The 18,178-nt window shown below is 40.6% G+C and carries 14 protein-coding genes; 1 reads left to right on the plus strand and 13 read right to left on the minus strand.

What is annotated here, in order from left to right:
* Window positions 1-5: 5 nt before the first annotated feature.
* Window positions 6-1,325, minus strand: a complete 1,320-nt coding sequence (locus ACZZZW_RS17215; protein ID WP_463495197.1) for a hypothetical protein — start codon at window positions 1,323-1,325, stop codon at window positions 6-8.
* 292 nt (window positions 1,326-1,617) lie between these two features.
* A complete protein-coding gene (locus ACZZZW_RS17220; protein WP_463495199.1) occupies window positions 1,618-2,196 on the minus strand; it encodes a UPF0758 domain-containing protein in 579 nt (192 codons plus the stop codon).
* A 154-nt stretch (window positions 2,197-2,350) separates the two neighbouring features.
* Between ACZZZW_RS17220 and ACZZZW_RS17225 the strand changes: the two genes are divergently transcribed.
* The gene (locus ACZZZW_RS17225; protein WP_463495201.1) at window positions 2,351-2,770 is read left to right on the plus strand and encodes a hypothetical protein; all 420 of its coding nucleotides are present in this window, start codon (window positions 2,351-2,353) and stop codon (window positions 2,768-2,770) included.
* Between the two features lie 51 nt (window positions 2,771-2,821).
* Here the strand turns inward: ACZZZW_RS17225 and ACZZZW_RS17230 are convergent, their stop codons facing one another.
* The 11 genes from ACZZZW_RS17230 to ACZZZW_RS17280 all read right to left on the minus strand — a co-directional run bounded on the left by ACZZZW_RS17230 (window position 2,822) and on the right by ACZZZW_RS17280 (window position 18,061).
* Window positions 2,822-4,729 carry a DUF4365 domain-containing protein gene (locus ACZZZW_RS17230; protein WP_463495203.1) on the minus strand — a complete coding sequence of 636 codons (1,908 nt, stop codon included), beginning with the start codon at window positions 4,727-4,729 and terminating at the stop codon, window positions 2,822-2,824.
* Window positions 4,730-5,095: 366 nt separating this feature from the next.
* On the minus strand, window positions 5,096-5,518 hold the full coding sequence (locus ACZZZW_RS17235) for a hypothetical protein (RefSeq protein WP_463495205.1): 423 nt from the start codon (window positions 5,516-5,518) through the stop codon (window positions 5,096-5,098).
* Between the two features lie 67 nt (window positions 5,519-5,585).
* Complete coding sequence (locus tag ACZZZW_RS17240; RefSeq protein ID WP_463495207.1) at window positions 5,586-6,650, minus strand: reverse transcriptase family protein; 1,065 nt, start codon at window positions 6,648-6,650, stop codon at window positions 5,586-5,588.
* A 140-nt stretch (window positions 6,651-6,790) separates the two neighbouring features.
* On the minus strand, window positions 6,791-8,029 hold the full coding sequence (locus ACZZZW_RS17245) for a phosphoribosyltransferase-like protein (RefSeq protein ID WP_463495209.1): 1,239 nt from the start codon (window positions 8,027-8,029) through the stop codon (window positions 6,791-6,793).
* 399 nt (window positions 8,030-8,428) lie between these two features.
* Complete coding sequence (locus ACZZZW_RS17250; RefSeq protein WP_463495210.1) at window positions 8,429-8,770, minus strand: hypothetical protein; 342 nt, start codon at window positions 8,768-8,770, stop codon at window positions 8,429-8,431.
* 87 nt (window positions 8,771-8,857) lie between these two features.
* Complete coding sequence (gene hxsC / locus ACZZZW_RS17255) at window positions 8,858-9,922, minus strand: His-Xaa-Ser system radical SAM maturase HxsC (protein WP_463495212.1); 1,065 nt, start codon at window positions 9,920-9,922, stop codon at window positions 8,858-8,860.
* 68 nt (window positions 9,923-9,990) lie between these two features.
* Window positions 9,991-11,487 (minus strand): His-Xaa-Ser system radical SAM maturase HxsB, encoded by a 1,497-nt coding sequence (hxsB, locus tag ACZZZW_RS17260; RefSeq protein WP_463495214.1) that lies wholly within the window; start codon window positions 11,485-11,487, stop codon window positions 9,991-9,993.
* On the minus strand, window positions 11,484-11,849 hold the full coding sequence (gene hxsD, locus ACZZZW_RS17265) for a His-Xaa-Ser system protein HxsD (RefSeq protein ID WP_463495216.1): 366 nt from the start codon (window positions 11,847-11,849) through the stop codon (window positions 11,484-11,486). The genes hxsB and hxsD overlap by 4 nt, the downstream gene beginning before the upstream one ends.
* Complete coding sequence (locus ACZZZW_RS17270) at window positions 11,830-12,537, minus strand: peptidoglycan-binding domain-containing protein (RefSeq protein WP_463495218.1); 708 nt, start codon at window positions 12,535-12,537, stop codon at window positions 11,830-11,832. Before ACZZZW_RS17270 ends, hxsD begins: the two co-directional genes overlap by 20 nt.
* Before the next feature lie 455 nt (window positions 12,538-12,992).
* Window positions 12,993-15,407, minus strand: coding sequence for a hypothetical protein (locus ACZZZW_RS17275; protein ID WP_463495220.1), 2,415 nt, complete (start codon window positions 15,405-15,407; stop codon window positions 12,993-12,995).
* Window positions 15,401-18,061 (minus strand): P-loop NTPase fold protein, encoded by a 2,661-nt coding sequence (locus tag ACZZZW_RS17280; RefSeq protein WP_463495222.1) that lies wholly within the window; start codon window positions 18,059-18,061, stop codon window positions 15,401-15,403. Before ACZZZW_RS17280 ends, ACZZZW_RS17275 begins: the two co-directional genes overlap by 7 nt.
* Window positions 18,062-18,178: the final 117 nt, after the last annotated feature.

Raw genomic sequence — 18,178 nt, forward strand, 5'->3', positions numbered from 1 at the left:
CTTGTTTAAGACCGGTCCAATAAATGGGAATAAGCATCTACCAATTGATCGATAAAACCCGAAGGCGCTGAATAATTGTTCAGATCAGTATCCAATTGCTGAAAAATCTTATAGGGAACATACAAATCAACCATAAAACCGAAGGAAACCGTGAAATAATTTCTATCGGTATTGACGAAATGCTGATCAAAACCACATTTCTCCCGCCAATTGAACTCCGGCCTCAGGTGCTCATCCATTATCAACTTGAATTCGCCCCAATCCTTCAGATCCCATTTACCGGACTTATTATAAAAATTATCAGCCGTATTCAAAGGCTTCAAAAGCTCATCAGCACCAAAATCAAGTGAGGTTACAAAGCGGTTAAAATGGCAAAACTTAATATGGTACTCCAAATCAAGCTCAAAACTTTTATCCCCTACACTTAAGGATTTCCGTTCAGTCCAGTCAAGTGGCTTACTATAAATATGATAGCCCTGGGATTTGGTATTACCCGGCCAGATCGTAAAAATCACATAGTCCTCTCCCCGGTGCTGCTGAAAAAAAGGAATGATTTCACTCGCCCATCCAAAACTAATGCCGATGGCCATACGGTCTGAATAATCCAATATTTTCTGCGCCGAATGATTAATGATCTGCTTTAACCGGAGATTCCTTGCATGAACAGATTTTTGAGAACTATCGGATAAAGCTGGCAGCTGATGAAACGCACGGCTGGAAAACCAGTAAGGATACCTTATCTCGGCCAAAGCAATAAAGTCGCCCAGCATCCTCGACCTCCCGCGCCTGAACAGCATCAGATTCGCCACCTGCTCCATCAGCACCATGGTATGTTTCCAGGAAAAATTTACCGGAACGACGCTTATCTGCTTTCCAGAGGCAACAAGTGGAGCAACCTGGTCAAAAAGCTGCTGTTTACAGTCAAAAGAATTCCGCTTAACCTCAATTAATATAGCGATATCTTTAATGGTAATGAGTACATCCGTCAGATTGATCTCTTTTGAAACCGAAGCCTTAAGCGAGAGAAAATCACCCATATCAAGATTTCTATCCGCCGTCATCGCAACTGCATACACTTTCTTTAAGCCCGATGATTCCAAAGAATTCGTGTTCACCTGTAGGTCAATCTGATAGGCCGACCCAGCTTCATAGTGGTTGAACAGATAATCATAATCATCCTTTTCAACAATAGACTGAATATATTTGCTAAAAAAGAGGGAATCACTTTCCAAACAGATGGCAAAGGCCCTGCTAAGATTGTTTTCGATAAATTCCGAAGAATTGCTTTCGTTGTAATAACGAAAAATATTAAGGTGCTGGTTCATGTAGAGCGTTTTTGCGTAAAACTATATATTCTGCAACAATAAACCCAGCAGATATGGAGAAATAAATCAAAAAACAGGACATATGGGGCACCTGGAAAAATTTCACATAACCAAAATCCGGATGGCAATACCGACCAAATAGCGGTACTGTTCTCGATAAAAGGATCAAAAACAACTACCGCTATAAAAGATTATCTATTGGAAATATTCCGCTTTAAATACAAATCAGCCTGAAATAAAAGCATCAAAAATCCACAATAAAAGGTTAAGGATGGATAAGACTTAAGCATAATCAATACCGCCCCAAGCGCCTGCCCAGTTCCATCGCTGCCATAATCGAAGAAGACTTGGCAATCCCCATTCCTGAAAACCGGCACAGTCCGGAAAAATCCAGCGCAGCAAGTCCCTTGAGCTTCCATTCCACGCTCTGTAATATCCTATGGGCAAGCTCGATCGCATTCTCACCCGGCGTACCCGAGCCGATCAACATGGCCAGCAGTTCAGAATCTGTCATCATACCTGCTCCCCGCTCCAGCATCTTTTCCCTTAGTCTTTCCCCTTCCTGCATTCCCTTGATCCCATGCTCTCCTAACCGCTCTTTATATTGCCCTAAAGCCCACATATCCTGAACCGTCTCATATGCCTTACCATAATGCATGATTGAGGTTATAAGAGAAGAAAAGCTTTCGATAAATATCCCAAAATCCTCTTCAAACAGAGGAATCGACTGGCGACCGTAGCCACCACAATGCTGTGCCTCACTTAAGGTAAGACTGATAAAGTTGCTACTGTTACTTGCCCGTTTGTAATCGAAAAAATAGTGTTTGTTTCCCCTAGAGAAGCTTTCAGATGTCAAAATGTTATTTTTCATAATGCCTTTAATTTTTAATCCGCATCAAAGTTGGTCGCTGTGCTAAAAATTAACAGCAGAAAAAAACATCTTATCTGATAACCAAACAACATAACGGTTTCAACAAAAAATTATCCGATATTAGATATAGGAAACTCTTGAAAAACCAACTTCCATGAGCAACGAAACACCCACCCACGAAAAACCGCGCTGCCGCTACTGCGATAAAATACTACACGGCAGGGCGGGAAAAATCTTCTGTAACGTAGACTGCAAGAACAACTACAATAGCCGTATCCGCTCAGTAGACCGCGCCGAAGAAAACAAACGTTTTCCCGATGTCATCAAAACCATTAAAAATAATTACAGGGTCCTGAAACAATACCGGCTTAACAATTTAAAAGAAGGAGAAATCCGCCATATCAGAAAAGATGAACTGAGGAGGCTTGGTTTCGACTACCGCTTCTGTACGGGAGCAGCACTGGAAAGAGGCCGAGAAATGTGGAAATGCTGCTTTGAATTTTGCTGGAAAGAAGACATGAACTGGCTCACCTTCAAAATTGATCCAGACCTCAACACCCGGTACAATTATTAATGTAAATCCCCTGTTCCATTAAAACCGTAAATGGCAAGACAATTGATCATATCAGCCCTGAAAATCAGCTCTATCATCAGTTTCCTCACCATTGAAAAATCTGATCGTAATAGGTGGCTTGTGAAGCTTGACCAAAATCTTATCCATCCATTCCAATAACGCATCGCGACCAGGGTGTTTTGAATCTTCCAGAACCTGGGAGACCAGATTGATATAATTTTGCCCATTATAGTAAAAAGCGATTTTGATCGTATTGATCACAAGGAATTGATGGATGTCACTCGTGAAACCGATCATCGTTGCATTTGCCCATGCCGCTACAAAATCCTTTTTAAGTATCCCTACCATCACAAAAGCGACAAATGCCGAAGACTGGTCATTTTCTGCATTAAAATCCACCCCCATCTCATACCAGGCCCTGGCATTAAGCATATCTGCTTCTAGGGCTTCATCATATTTTCCTGCCTCTGCGCACCTGTTACCTAAGGCAATGTTCCTCTTCTGCTCCACCGGATAGTCATGCTCGAGCAAAGTTCTGATACAGCTGAATTTTAAAGACCACTCATCTAGATGATCTGAGCTTTGGTGCTGGTCGGCTAAGAATTCATCGAAAACATTTGCGGCCTCCTGATATCGTCCCCGAAAAAGCAAACAATCTCCAATGTATGCTTTGACAAATTCAGATGCCCCGCCAAGTGAAATTGCCTTTCTAAATAACTGTTCCGCCAAATAGCATCTGCCAAGCTGAAATAATATGAAGGCTACCTCCTCAAGGAAATAGGCTTGTTTTTTATAACCCGGATTCAACCGCTTTGCCCTTAGAAAGTAACCAAAAGCTACTGGCAGATTACCCATACCGCGATAGAAATTCCCTAAATTGTAACAGCTTGTCGCTTTGCCGTAATCATGGCCAGCAATATTCAGTTTAAAGGAAAGCAGCAGAAAATCCTCTACCAGACCGAGCTCACGCTCATCATATTCCCCCCTCCTTGGAAGGATGATCATATTGATAATCGTTTCCAAAAAATTATTGTCCTGAGGCTCTCTTGATAAATGATCATTTAGAAGCTTCATTGCCCTGGAAAAATCTTTGCCCAATAACAGCCGCGAAAGAAAATGAGTGAGATAAATCGAATCTCTTTTCGCCAAAGCAAAAAGATCGTTTTTAAAAAAGACATCACTGCCCAGATCATCCCTATTCAATTCGAACAAAGCAGCTGAAAAAGTCAGTAAAATAGCTTTACTTACCTTTTCCATATCCTCCGAGTTGATGAAAACCTCGCCAAATCCCAAGCCCGAAAATGCCAGGTCTGTAACCGAAAAAACTAGCTGCCTATCTTCCACCAAAATTTGAAGCGAAGATTCCTTTTCATCATTTGTCAACGAAAAGTACTTGGGCAATGTAGATAGGCTATTCTTTAAAAATGTTATCCGGGAATAGGGAACCTTAGATTTACCATTACTAGCTACCCTTTTTAAAAACGTCTTTACCGGAAATCTCAGATTCCCGTTTTTAATATTTCCACGCCGGTTTAAATAACTACAAATTTGATCAGCAGATCCATCATTCCAGAGATGTTCATCAGCGAAATAAATATTGGTCGACTTTACATTAGCATTTGACTGAACAACACTACCAATCCACTTGAAATAACACATCTTCATTACCGAAGAATACCTCACAATCAATACAGGCAGTTCGTAACTTTTGAATTGGCCAATTTTTTCATTTTTAAAGCTAACAGATCTGATGGTTTTAGAATCCTTTGCTGCAGTCCCTTTTAGCTGTACCCAAAAAACCAAACCCGTCCCATTGCCACTGGCATCAAAAATCTCAACCTCAGCATCAATCCCATAATCCTGATGCTTATCCCTGTAAACCCAATGTTTGGGTAAAAGTCCGCTAAAAAAACGTCTTGATTCATCTTCAAGAATATGATTCTGTGTTCTAGAGCCCATAATCCGGTTAATGGTAAATGCTGATCAATAAATTTAAAGTTATATCAATGGTTCTAAAAATAAGATTTACGTTTTCTAATAAATAAAATATAAACCTAAGTCATCAAGGTTCTGACGATGTTTGACTAAAAAATCAGATACATTGGAAACACCTCTTATTTGAATAGTATTAATTGACAATTGCCAAAAAACACTTAAGAGATCTGCTAACCAGATACTATTTAGGTGTATTTCGACGCAATTCTTCGAGTAGCTGGCGGCTTTCCCCAAGTAGATCATCGATCGGCCTAAACATTATTTTAGTTCTAAAATTTGAATGGTTCAAATACAGTTCTCCAAAATTGATCATTTCAGATTTTTGCGAAATCAATTTGTGGTGGAACTCCTCGATATACCTCCAAAGCATCCAAAGTGAAAATACCAGACGCCCATACAAATCCAGTATAGGTTTTTCTTGATTTCTTCGTGGCTTTGGATCTGATCTAAATCCGAAACCAGATCGACCAACCTTGCGGCAATATAGGTTGGAACTTTTGTTTGATCCACCGACTTGGCGTATCCAGTCATAGAAGTTAAGATCTTTTCCTGCAGCTCAGATGAAAAAATCTCAGCGCTAGGGTAAAAATCCAACTTTGAGGCCATTAATAGCAACTCCCGAATTTTAGCCAGTTCAGGTTGTTCCGCCTGTGATTCAGTTTTTTTGACAAGTTTTATGGCTTTTCGGCTATCTAGATACGTTAAAATAGAAATAACCAGGGCGCCTGCCGCAAGTGCGTCGCTTAGTTGCATAGAAATATTTGTTTTTTAAAATTTAAGATACTCATTGAAAACAAATTAATGTGCTGGTAAAAAAAGTTTACTCGCTGTCATCGAACCAATTGATCAGGTTAAATTTATCACGGAGCAATCTGCCCTCCTTAGGATGTACCATCTGGATATACACAATGTTTCCCAATAACCACTCCCGATAATTTCGATGTTGGATGTTTTTTCTGGCAATATGTTTATAAGGTCCGAAAGTTATGCAATTGTGCAGATGGGAATGTATTCGCTTGCGCTCTTTCTTGGGGATGCTGAGTTTTTCATTCACCACCAGTCCCGTGACAATCTGCTGGTTTGAACGGTGAACATATTTTGTTTTGTAACTATTCAACTCAAAGCCTTCTTCTTTTATGATCTGCTTAACAGCAAACAGAGAGGGCTTGTCAGCGATATTGCCTGAAAATGTGATGTCATCGGCATATCGCGTATAACTTAATTTTCTTTCTTCCGCATAGGCAACAAGCCTAAAATCCAGCTTCGTTGCGCTCAGATTTGAAAGACAGGGACTCGAAGGGGCACCCTGCGGTAAACATCCAAATTGATAGGTTAATATCATTTTCTTATTTTGATGTGGAATATCAATACAGCAAGCCTTTGCGAGATCTATCGCTACCGCTTTATTATAGCCCAACATCCTAAATATTCCAAATACCCTATCTTCGGTGACGGATGCGAAGAAGTCTTTGAGATCATATTTTACAATGATTTCCTTGCCCACATGTGGTAGGGCATTGTCAATTATAGATTTCCCTTTCTGATAAGAGGTAACCTGTGAAGAGAAGTTTAGCTTATCGAGAATAAACTCTTTTATCCAGTTCTGGATCCGGTAAAGCTCAGGATTGGGCGCATCAATGTGCCGAAATCCGCCACGTTTCTTTCTTATCCTAAACTCATTATAGAATAACATCCTATTGTCCAAAATATCCACCACTGCACGATATTCCATCCCCATTGAAGCTGCCCAGTGCAAAGGCGAAAACAATACAGGTAGGCCAGCTTCCTCCAGGCGCCCTGAATATTTCATCAATCGCACTGTAAAATCCTCTGGCTTTCCAAGCTCCTGGGCCCATTCTAATAAATAATCTCCGTGAAATTCCACTTTTATCGCTACGCTATATACAGAATAATAACATCAATACAGTCCAAATAAAGATCCCCCTTTTTTATAGGAACATCTCATGAACCCAGCCCTAGTGGTACTGAGCTTTGCTTTCGCAAAATTCACTAGCGGTAATCGCTTCATTCCACGGAGATTACTTTTGGCATATATTTTACATTTGAATTTATCACCGTCTTACTATTTGCCGATTTAAACACCCAGATTTCCTGTAGGGCCTTCATCAATACCGACTCGCCTGCAGCTGTCACTTCCATTTTTCCAGTCAGATACCCCATCTGAACTCCAATGTTATGATATTCAGATAACTCATCACTCTTTAAATTCAAAATCAATAGTATTTTAGGCATCGGTAACTTTTTGTGCAACATCCTCATAATCCCTATGATTATAGTCTTTACCTGATTTCCACCCAAAATCCCCAATGCCTCAGGGGGAATTTCGAGCTGCATCTGGGCGGCCATATGTGCATTCTGCTGCCTGAATTCTTTTAGTCCCGCAAAAATATTCTCGCTGGAACGGGGAAAAAGCGGATTCCATTTTGATTTGCTTGACCAGATTATAGGCAGTGTATTATTGGGCGGTGCATAAGAAAAGGCCAATAATGCTTCCGAATGCTCATAACCCAGACTAAAATCATTGCCCTTTTCTTTAAAAAGATGCTTAGAAGCTCCATAATCCAATGTCAACTTCCTTTTTACCCCGTTCTGGGGCACGGTTGAAAAGAACAGATGGGCATCATCAAAGATCTTATGGTGAACCTCACCGATCAATTTTATTTTCGGTATTACAGCTGCTATATTTTGTTTGGCACTTTCCATGTAATAAACACCTGCCAGGTAAACCGTTTCCACATCATTAAATCCTGCAGGGGATATACTTTGTATGTACCTATAGTGTTTGATAAAGCTGTTTCCTGTCCCGAAAAAATCATCAAAGAACACGATAGAAACATTTCCATCAAACCTGGCTTCTTTTGCCAATAGTTTGTTGGATATATATTTCACCCTCTTAGTTCTTTCCAGCCTACTAAAAAGTGGGGACTTATTGATATAGTAACTAAAAAGAAAGGAACTCTTCCCAAATTTACCAATTGGGTAAAAATAGATCACATGCGACTGTGGAACCAGAAGATCCACTTGCTTTACCATTACATCAGCCCTAAATCTCAACTCATCTTCACCAACATAGGTTAGCCTCTCGAGTATTTCCAGCGCATCTATCTTATCCTCATCGTCAAAGTTATCCAGCCATCTGGCTATATCTTTTTTGGATTTTCTATTGTCAATCCGATTGACGATCAGATCGACTTCCCGATCGAAAACTGTTAATATTTCATTTGATATTTGATTAAGAGCCATAGATAAAACGAATGTATTTATTTTTTGGGAACAATAGAAGTTCCAAAAAAATATTTCTCAAAAAAAGTCTCCATGAATAAAAATAGCGGTTACCGTAGGGTAACCGCCAAACAATTTATTATTAAAGGGACGATGGTAATTAAAAGGATTAGGGAACAATATAATGCGTAAATTTCAGTAAAAGCAACCTACAATATCTTCTTCCAAAATGATCAGTACCACGATAAGGTGGTACATCTCACCCCCTTCAGGTTCACCGTCAATCGTCAGCATAGACGCTTGTTATAGTATTCTGGAAACATCTCCGGCACAAGACAGGCGAGCCCAGCACCAAACAGCACCTTCCTAATCCAAAGACAATTCATGTTTTTATAAAAAAGAGAAATTTAAAGGGATAATCTAGTTTATTGGAACATTGAAATCAATTGTTTCCTCACTCAAACATCGTTCATGTGTGCAGGCCTCCCAGGTCACTTTACCCCTTACCACTTTGATCCCGGCACCTATTTTCATTGTCTGCACAAAATCGACCTTATTCGCGTATTCATAATTGGTAATGCCTACAACTGCTGATGTGTAAATATCCTTCCTGCCTAATTCCCTTACGCCACCTACAAGCGTAATGCCTGTTTTTTTGTCAAAAACAATTTTTGTCGGTACCGCAATGGATGACTTAGGCTGTTTCTGCGCATATATATGCCAGCCTTGATCGATTACTGCCTGCAGATGGATCTCGACCATTCCATCAAGATAAAATTGTTAATAGCTGTCGTCGTGGAACCAATCGGTAAAGAGAATCTAAACACTTCTTATTTCGGGATATCCCAATTAAAGCGCGTGAATGTGTTCACTGTGCTTTTTCGAAGCGGAGCTAAAAAGTCCACCGCAGCGCTCGAGAGCCTGGCATTTGTTGCATTCTTCCAGATAAATATTCTTCCAGTCTGAAATGGATTTTCGGGTAAATTTCCAGAGACTTTCCGGCATCAGACACAATTGGCTGTTGTAGATGGATACATTTATGCGCTTGGAAGCTAAAAAATTTACTGCATCCTCAAGCGCAGGGGCATAGTCTACCGGATCTATCCAGAGTTTATCGATATTATATGGCGTGTAGCCTTGGTGCTCCAATCCCATAAAGGCGACATGTTCAACAAATGGAAGGTTTTTGTAGATGTACCTTGCAAGTTTACCCAAACGGGGAATAGTGAGGGAATGGATTACGATCCGTAGCTCGATTCTGATGCCACTATCGGCAAGATTATAAAAACCCAGCATCGTCTGGTCGAATGCCCCGGAAGCCTGCACGATATAATCGTGCATTCTGGCGTGATCGCTATAAAGCGGGATACCAAGCATAAGCTTATCCATACTTAACCCGGATAATGTTCTGGTCAGATTTCTGCTCGCAAAACTGCGACCGTTTGTTAAGCAGTGCACATCAGTACCGGGGAGTTCTTTTTGAATGAGTTTTAAAAGCTCAAAAAAGAGATCACCCATTAAGGTTGGCTCGCCCCCCGTGATACCGAGCTCCTGGCAGTCTTTTGGGATAAGTGGCAGAAGCTGACGGTGGATGCTATGGTGGTATGGGATATCTTCCCTGTCTTTGGGCGGTTGTGAGCACATCAGGCAGTTACTGTTGCAGCGTTCGGTTACCAAAAGTGCATTCTGGAAAGAGTCAACCCTATATAGGGTATTGATCACCCCATCAGAATTAATGACAACGATATCTCCCTCTTTAAGATGGTGCAGGTATGCAACACTGTTTACCAAAGGTAAACCCTGGGGCGAAACCAAGTTTTTCGAGCAGGTAAGTACACACAAAAAGCCGATCATGGCTTCATTGCCCTCTCCGCTATCAATGAGTAGAATTTTATTGCGGTCCGGGGAATACATATTCCTTGTTACCGCGCCAACAATTGACTGGCCTATATGCTGTGCCTTGCCCCTGGTTTTAAGTTCCATTAGTTTCCTATCCAGTTGTTAAATATGTTCAGGATCCGTTCATCACTATCCATGAGTTCAAACAGGTGGCTGATAATGCCCATATTTTTTTGGCAGAAGACGCTCGTTGGCCGGTGCCCTATGAGGTTTCCCTGGGTAGAATGGTTTAATACCGGATCTGATCCGCAATAAGTCTGAAAGGCGCAGTCACTACAGCCCGGAAGCGATTCATTTATGCTGAATTCTGCAAAGGTGAATGCCTTTTCCCCATAAAAAATATCCTCATAACTGGCAGTATCCAGATGACCGAGCTGGAAGGTATAATCATTCATTTCCGCAAGCATCCTGGCCTCATCGCTGGCATAGATATAGCCATCATAATTGAACACGATCACGTTGTTGATCATGCCGGCGGGTGACTGTAGATCTACATAGCCAACAGGAAAAGGGCTAAGGATTTTCTTGAGGATGATGCTGGCATAATCCTCCCTGAAAAAGTTTCCATTTAAATTATGTTCTATGATCAGATCCAGTCCTTTTTTATAGAATTCCAAAAAGCGGTCAGTATCGTATTTGTTTTTTCTGTCATTCTTGACCGCAAAACCAAAGGGACTGATCGGTCTTAAAAATATACTGTTGAACCCCTGGTTAATGTATTCCCTGACAATTTCATGGGGATAATCCAACGATAATGTCGAGGTTGTGGTCAAAGCGGAGACTGCATCATTCCCCAGTATTTCCCGGCACTGCCGGATGCCTGAAATGGCCAACTGATAGCTGTCATTTCCTTTTTTATGGCGGTTTTTGTTATGCAGAAATTCAGGTCCATCTAAAGAAGTGGAAATGATAATTTTATATTTTAGACAAAATTCAAGCATTTCCTTTTTCAAGGGTGCAAGGTTTGTACAGATTACAAAAGAGATCTGCTTTCCGATCTTTTGCGATTCAGCAGAAGCCCGCTCCACTGCATACATGATCTGATCGAAAGCCAGCAGTGCTTCCCCTCCCTGAAACTCCATGGTTACATGTGGATTAGGGGACCGCATCATCAGTTCAATCCCTTTATCGATGTGGGTCCGGCCCATATCGAAGGTATCCTTATCCTCACTTACCCGGGATACCTGACAATAATGGCAGGTATGTTCGCAGCGTAGGGTGATCACAAAAATGTGCAATGCGGTAAAATGGTCGAGGAAAGATTTTTTGGTGCGGTAACGCGTGGCTATTACCTCTAAAAGCGCAGGCACCCTGGTCTGCGAAATAAAAAAATTGGCGATCAGGTCTGCGTATAATTCGGAATCCTCCAAAGGATCCAGTTTCCGGTTGATGATCCGCCCGGCTGTACCTTTATCAACAATCAGAAAGTCCCCGATTTCATTGACAAGGACCTCCCGCCCGTTACGCAGGGCGATGAAACGGAAAGGTAATAAATAATAACTTTCGGTGTGATCATATTGGCTGATATCAAGAAATTTTCTAGACTTCCGCTCAGCTCCACTTACAGGTAGGGCTATCATGATAATGTGTTAAAGCCCAGAGAATCGCTGATCTGTTCAAGTGGAAAGTCTTCTTCCTGCTCAAAATTGGCAAAAGCTTTGGCTACAATAAGTGCCCTGATATCCCTAGTTTCTTCCTGCACGATATCGCGGAGCAGAAAATCATTCAGATCCTGTGGTATTTTATGTGCCAGGTAAACTTGATCGATTTCCTGCTGGCTTTTGTTTGTCATGGTCACAGAGACGAAATGCTCATCCACGGTTTCAAAATCAACTGTATAATCAGCAGTATACCAGTAAAAGCACTTTTGGATTACCTTATTGGAAAATATCCGTTTATCAATGCTAATCTGTACTGTATCGCTATCGAACTTTACCTTCATACTTTTCCTTTATGGCATCAAATATCATTTTTCCCACCACACCATTAGGCTTGTATTCATTTTGGGTCTGGAATTTTTTCACTGCTTCCTCAGTCTGTGGACCAAAATAGCTTGTCTGTGGTGTTGCGTATCCCAGTGCTTTCAGATATTGCTGAAGTTTAAGTACATCGCTGCCTTCGCAGCCCAGGTACAGAATCCTATACCAGGCGCTGCTACTGCCTGTGGATACCAAGGGATTTATTGTGCCGGAAGAGGTGCTTCTTGTAGTTGTTGAGGAACTGCTTCCGCTATTTCCCGATGATCCGCTGCTTCCAGAAGAAGATGAACTACCTGATGAGCGGGATGGCGTATAAGTTGATGGCGGCGTGTATATCGGTGTTGGATTATAAGTGGATCCTGAGGAAGAAGAATAATGGGAAGAATGCGAGCGGTGTGAGCTATGGGACCGGTGAGAGGTATGCATAAACAAAATACTACGCGCAGGATCATTTGCCAACAACTTTAGCATAAGTTTGGGTTTCAGTGTTTTCTTTGCTATATCCACGTGATCATTGGATACAGGTAACAGAGCTGAGGTATTTTCCATTGGAATAGCTTCAGCATGATTGGTAGTAAGTGAGGCCATAGAGGCGGTGATCACTGCAAATGTCTTTTTTGCAAGATCTAATAATCCTTTTTTATGTTTCATAACAATATATCGTTATCGACGATAAAAAGAAACATAGAATCTATTTTCCCGTCAGGGAAGGAAGAAATCTGAGGAGCGTTTCTTTAGAGCGTTTTGTTAATCTTGGTGCTAAAGTAATATTTAGTTCAGAGATTTCAAATTTTATAGGTGTTATTACATTTGTTGTGCCCATTGTAATGTTTTTTTCTAAGGGGGGGGGGGTAGCCATGCATAGATATGTACTGGAGAATTTAGAAATGATAGTTTGTGGGTTTGGCATCAAAATAGAAAGCAACAGTTGAAAAAACTGTGGAATGCGCAGAGCTTTTGTATTAATGCGCACACTGGGCTAGACGTTAATTATCATTTATTTGAATCTGATAAAATCAACCCCATGTACAGTAACTTAACCTATTTATTGTATTCAAGCGATCCCTGCCATCTGGCGCTATAACCCTAGGAAAGAGAGCGCTATTTTAACGGAATGCATACATGATACTATTTCGATTAAGTTCGTCTATTATCAGCATAGCTTTATGATGAGTAGCCCCGGCATTGTATACAAGATGGCTGTAAAGATTGGCATATTCATTATAAATGCTTGTTGCAAAAATCCCTGTATCGTCAGTTCCTAGAACAATGGGTGGAACCGCCCCTCCCTGATCTGCAAGTTTAAACCAATTCCATAAATGATAGCAGCTATAGTCAGTATAATGTCCAATTCTAACATTACTGGTTGGCAGGGTTTCAATTACAACCTCTTTCTTATGCATCACACTTAAGACAGCACGCTGTAACGTATTTATGGCCTCAGCATTTAGCAAACCAAAGGATTTGATCTCAATGGGTTCATTATACCGGTTTTTGAAAAAACTGTTATGGTAGTTTTCAAGTACGTTTATACATTCAGTATCCAAATTGGCAGAAACGATGGTCTCCCACTCCTCTTTATTATATACTGGAGTTTTCTTCGCTTGCTGGATTTTCCCTGCAAAAACCAAAATCGGACAGTATTTTCTGGCCAACCAAGCGTCGCGAAGGGTTTTGACCGAAGGATTAGAGAAATATATCTCGTGGTAAATTTCCTGAATTTCATTCGCAAGCGCAGGTAGAAGGTAGTGCAGACTAATGATATTAGCCTCTAAGATAAGGTGATAGGTAAAGACCAGATTATCCAGCCATTCTCCCCTTCGGATCAGAATCTCTGATCCCATAACCGAAAACCAATGTTCAGGTGAAATACCGGTGGCAGTTGCGTGCCCGATCCGGTCTCCAGGCCCCAATCCTGTAAATTCAATTGCTTCATAAACAGCTCTTACGCCACTCAATATGTGGTAAAAATCCTCTCCCGCATGAAAAGTAAAATGCCGGATACCTCTATTTCTTAGAAACCTGAATACTGGGCCGAAGACTTCTGGAGGAGTATCAAATTCATTTGCGGCAGCATCTGCCCCGGTAATTTCCAGACCCTGATAGGTTTTATGGTTTGCTATCACATAGGCTAATGACTCAGCTCTTTTCCAAACATTTTTCCTAAGTGCTTCAAATCTGATCAATTTGGATTTGCTATCATCGGGTCTCTTGATAAAATGCGCAATAAGTTTTAGTGACGGAAGTATAAAACCTGATGACGGACTATTATGTATACTCTCTAAATGCAACTGTTTTGAGATATAACTTTGAAGAACTTTCCATCCACTGCTGATATCGCTGAGTTGCGCCAGGGTCTGTAGATATTCTTCCTTGGGTGAAATCCGTCCTTCCAGGAAGGAAATATTACGAAGTTCGTTTCCGTGCATCTGAAAAAAGCGGTGCATATATTTTTTTTCACTATGCTCTCGAAGTCCATTTAAAGTATGTTTCTGAAATTGCTCGAACCCATATTGATGCTGCTGCTGCACGAGCAATCTATTTGCCAGCCCCAGGATCAACAAATAGAAATGATAGAGTGAGCTAATCAGACTGTCACCTGTATCTATTAAATACCTGGTTATCATCACGTGCATCAATGCTTCAATCGGCATACTGAAATGGCTATCTTCGTTGTCTCCAATGAGTTTGGCAAAAGGGTTTTTATAACTTCCCCAAGAATCAGTTCCACTTTTCTTGTCCAATATCTTAGCCAATAGTTTTTTCTTTGTACCCCCCTTATAAAGATCCAGATTGGTTTTGTAAATGAAGTCAAAGAATATTGATCTCAGACGCTGAGCTATCCTTAGCAGATGCAAAAATTTTACAGGATCAAGTAAACTGGACTCCTGCTCCAACTGTTCCTTAACTTTTGGGTACTGCTTGTAGGCTTTTTGTAACTCAATGAAAATCTTGTCGGGTTCTCGAAGGTAATCCTGCCAGCTTACATCCGTTTCCGTTGCACCATTTAGATGTACATGCAGATCATAAAGGCCTTTTTTATCCTTAACGTAACTATCTAATTGCGGTATGAGCGGATAAGGCAATGCTGTATACCTAAAATTGCGTATGATAACATCTTTAAAATACTTTCTCAGTGTCGGTGGTTCCAAACTTAATAGCGGCCGCTTGACCTGTAAAAATACTGCCTGTATATATAGGGGAGGCATATAAGTGAGCAATTTCTGCCAGTTATTGATCTGTTCGGGCTTCACGTAAATTCGGTTCCGATCCAGCAACAGGAATTGGTCAGCTAGGGAAAAAGTTCCCTTTGATAAAAGTTCACCTAAAGTTTTTAGTCCAGAAAAACTTCTTTCCTTCATCAGGTGATAATACTGATCCGGTATTGAATTATCTTCCCGCCTTTCAATCAAGAATAATCGCCGTTTGACATCCTCCAGGTTCGCAAGGGTGCCTTCACGATAATTTTCAAGTGATTCGTTATCAACAAGCAGATTTTTCAGTATAGACTGGATTACCATACAATATTGTTGAGATGGATATAGTCCCTAAACTCCCGGATCTTACCTGAAGTATCATCATCATTTCCAAAAATGTCAAACAAATGTTTTTTGATTAACTTGTTTCGTTCCGTTGTTTCTTTGCGTTCCCCATTTAAAAACCAGTCATATTGGGCATTTCTCTCAATTATGATATTAACAAGGGAATCTAATCTCGCATTCCTGCCACCAGATCTGTTTACAGTCCTGCCTGGAAGGGCAACTCTGTCTAGCAACCCAAAAACTGACTGCTCTGGCAAAAACATAAACTCTCTCATCAGGCTAAAATTCCGTAAAGCCCGCATCAAATCATTTGCTTTTGGATCAAGATATCTATGAAGCAATGGACAGGAGATGATCCATTGAGATAATCCTAACTTCTTGCGTTCGTCGTCTCCTCCAATTTTATATAGGTTATTGATGAAGATAGCATCGCTATGGGCTGTGTTATTAATATTGATATTTTTAAATGGCAGATTCTCTTTAATATCCTCAATGAGTACAGCATTCATAAAGCTCACGATTTGAGAATGAAAAATCTGTCCTAGCGAGTTATTATCTTTAGGCTGGATATTTTCCAGGGCATAAAAGAAGCGTGTTGATATTTTACCAAGAAGATATGGCGGAATTGCAATTCCATCGAAACGGCTTTGCCAATATATCAGCTCCTTTGCAAGACGGCTTTCTTCTTCATTAACAGAACTAAAGTCCTCTACCCACTGGTACTGCTCGTCGATGCCTGATCCCCGGCTGGAAAACTCCGGCATAGTGTAACTTCTCACTTGGGAAAGCTCTTGTAAACCTTTCATAATTGCATTTTCTGATCCTCCCCTTCCTATTTTTAAAAGTTCTGCAATACTAGCCAGTAACGTGTAAAGTGAGTAACAAGGGATACTTTTATTCCTTATAGCATATTTGGATACAGTTAAAGGAATATATCCTAAAATCCTTTTATCGTAAGAGGTGTCCTGAAAAACGAAGTCTATTCTGTCAGCAAGTTTTGATGCAGCTTCTTTTTGGGGATCACCTAAAGCTTTTAACGGTATCGTGCCTGCCCAAACTGCCGAGGTTTGAGACTGACTATTCAAAAATCCCCTAATGTATGCAGTCATCAGGCCGCTAATGTCTCTGAGTACTCCATCTTGCCTTATACCTGAGAATTTCATCAGACCATTAATAGAAGGCCTGGTCGTGGACTGACCATCATTTAGGTATGCTAAACTGCTATGTAAATTTCTGGTATAGCCAATTCTGATAAAGTAATCGAAAACCAGTGCTGGGTTTTCCTTGAGGAGGCGTGTATAAACAAAGCTCAATGCGACCAAACAGGCATTCAAAGATTGATTTTCGGCAATCGGCTGGAGCTGGTATCCTTCCATAAGATACCGCTCCCTAATAAGTAAATCCAGGATTTCAATATTTAAAAAGTTCGCATTTCCCTGAATTTTTGTTACTTCAACACGTCTATCATATAGCTCACTTATAAAAGCTTGTTCTTCTCCATGAGCCCTTCTGGCACTACTTTTTTCATCGTTAAGTGAAAAAAGCCGGATCTGTGTCCGAAGGGGCAAGGCAAGTAAAAAACTTGAGAAAGCACGAGACTGAAAACTATTATTGATCCCCAGATCTTGCAACATTGCGGTATACGCTTCCTCGATGCTTTTCTCGCTACTACTAGTCTTAATTCTGATATCTAGTTTTGACCCGTAGTTTTTCTTCTCCGCAAGACTTGTCAAGTGGAGTCGACGTTCTGGTCTCGCAATTTTCTGTAGATACTGTCCTTCCAGCTCGGTTATGATCGAATCTACATATTTATCATCATTATTGGCTCTGCTAAAAACGGTATGAAGATCTTTATTCAGATTTTTTCTGATGCCCAAAGAGAACAATCTTAATTCACCACTGATGATTGTAATCAATCTTGACGAGGTAAAATATTTACGTATGGTCTCTAAAACAGGCCATCCACGCTTAAAGTCAATATCAATATCATCGAAAACTATTAAGAATGCTTTCTTTCCCAAAATCCCTAAGGCCTCATTTACGAAAGCGTGGAAGTTCTCCTCAAGATCTTGGGCAGAGGATACTGCTCTTATTCCCCTATCCATAATGAACTCAGGGTCTTGCCAACTCTGTTCATTCAATCCGGTGCCGACCCCATCAATCGATGGAAGCCCATCGGCCAACATCTTCATCCTAGCTTCCCATGCCAGTTTACGCCGATAATCTGAATCCAAGGGGTTACACTCGTTCACATCAAGCTTAGCTTCCACAAGTTTTTTTATTGAGGCAATGACATTTAAAAACACATGCCCTTTCTCTTCAATAAGCGTCGGGTCAATGATTTTCATCACTTGCATCTCAGTTTTTTGGAAACTATTGATCAAACTTAAAAGAAAGGATGTTTTACCACTTCCTCGTGTACCCAGAATAGTCATGGTTTCATGAAGTCGCTCCTTAACATCTTCTTCAGCTTTTTCCAGCCTTTCGTTGATCCAAGTAGTTGCAGTTAGTAATTCCTGCTTATGAACCAGGTCAGCTGGCTTAAATCCTTTAGCATTATTGCTGTTTGATATGTCAATAACAACTGATGAATATTCATCTGATCTCTCGGATGATTGTTTTTTTTGAGGCATTTAGATTATTTTAAGAGTTTAATTTATTCTTTATCAGCACTCTTTTTTCTATCAAATATATTTTGATAGATTAGCGCATTAAATGTTCATTGGAACAGTTTTCTAAGTTAGATAATT

Source organism: Pedobacter sp. AC379, assembly GCF_979258145.1.

Excerpts from the sequence above, each read along its gene's own strand:
- ACZZZW_RS17215 (WP_463495197.1), bottom strand. The coding sequence starts at position 1,325 with ATGAACCAGCACCTTAATATTTTTCGTTATTACAACGAAAGCAATTCT.
- ACZZZW_RS17220 (WP_463495199.1), bottom strand. The coding sequence starts at position 2,196 with ATGAAAAATAACATTTTGACATCTGAAAGCTTCTCTAGGGGAAACAAA.
- ACZZZW_RS17225 (WP_463495201.1), top strand. The coding sequence starts at position 2,351 with ATGAGCAACGAAACACCCACCCACGAAAAACCGCGCTGCCGCTACTGC.
- ACZZZW_RS17230 (WP_463495203.1), bottom strand. The coding sequence starts at position 4,729 with ATGGGCTCTAGAACACAGAATCATATTCTTGAAGATGAATCAAGACGT.
- ACZZZW_RS17235 (WP_463495205.1), bottom strand. The coding sequence starts at position 5,518 with ATGCAACTAAGCGACGCACTTGCGGCAGGCGCCCTGGTTATTTCTATT.
- ACZZZW_RS17245 (WP_463495209.1), bottom strand. The coding sequence starts at position 8,029 with ATGGCTCTTAATCAAATATCAAATGAAATATTAACAGTTTTCGATCGG.
- ACZZZW_RS17250 (WP_463495210.1), bottom strand. The coding sequence starts at position 8,770 with ATGGTCGAGATCCATCTGCAGGCAGTAATCGATCAAGGCTGGCATATA.
- hxsC (WP_463495212.1), bottom strand. The coding sequence starts at position 9,922 with ATGTATTCCCCGGACCGCAATAAAATTCTACTCATTGATAGCGGAGAG.
- hxsB (WP_463495214.1), bottom strand. The coding sequence starts at position 11,487 with ATGATAGCCCTACCTGTAAGTGGAGCTGAGCGGAAGTCTAGAAAATTT.
- hxsD (WP_463495216.1), bottom strand. The coding sequence starts at position 11,849 with ATGAAGGTAAAGTTCGATAGCGATACAGTACAGATTAGCATTGATAAA.
- ACZZZW_RS17270 (WP_463495218.1), bottom strand. The coding sequence starts at position 12,537 with ATGAAACATAAAAAAGGATTATTAGATCTTGCAAAAAAGACATTTGCA.
- ACZZZW_RS17275 (WP_463495220.1), bottom strand. The coding sequence starts at position 15,407 with ATGGTAATCCAGTCTATACTGAAAAATCTGCTTGTTGATAACGAATCA.
- ACZZZW_RS17280 (WP_463495222.1), bottom strand. The coding sequence starts at position 18,061 with ATGCCTCAAAAAAAACAATCATCCGAGAGATCAGATGAATATTCATCA.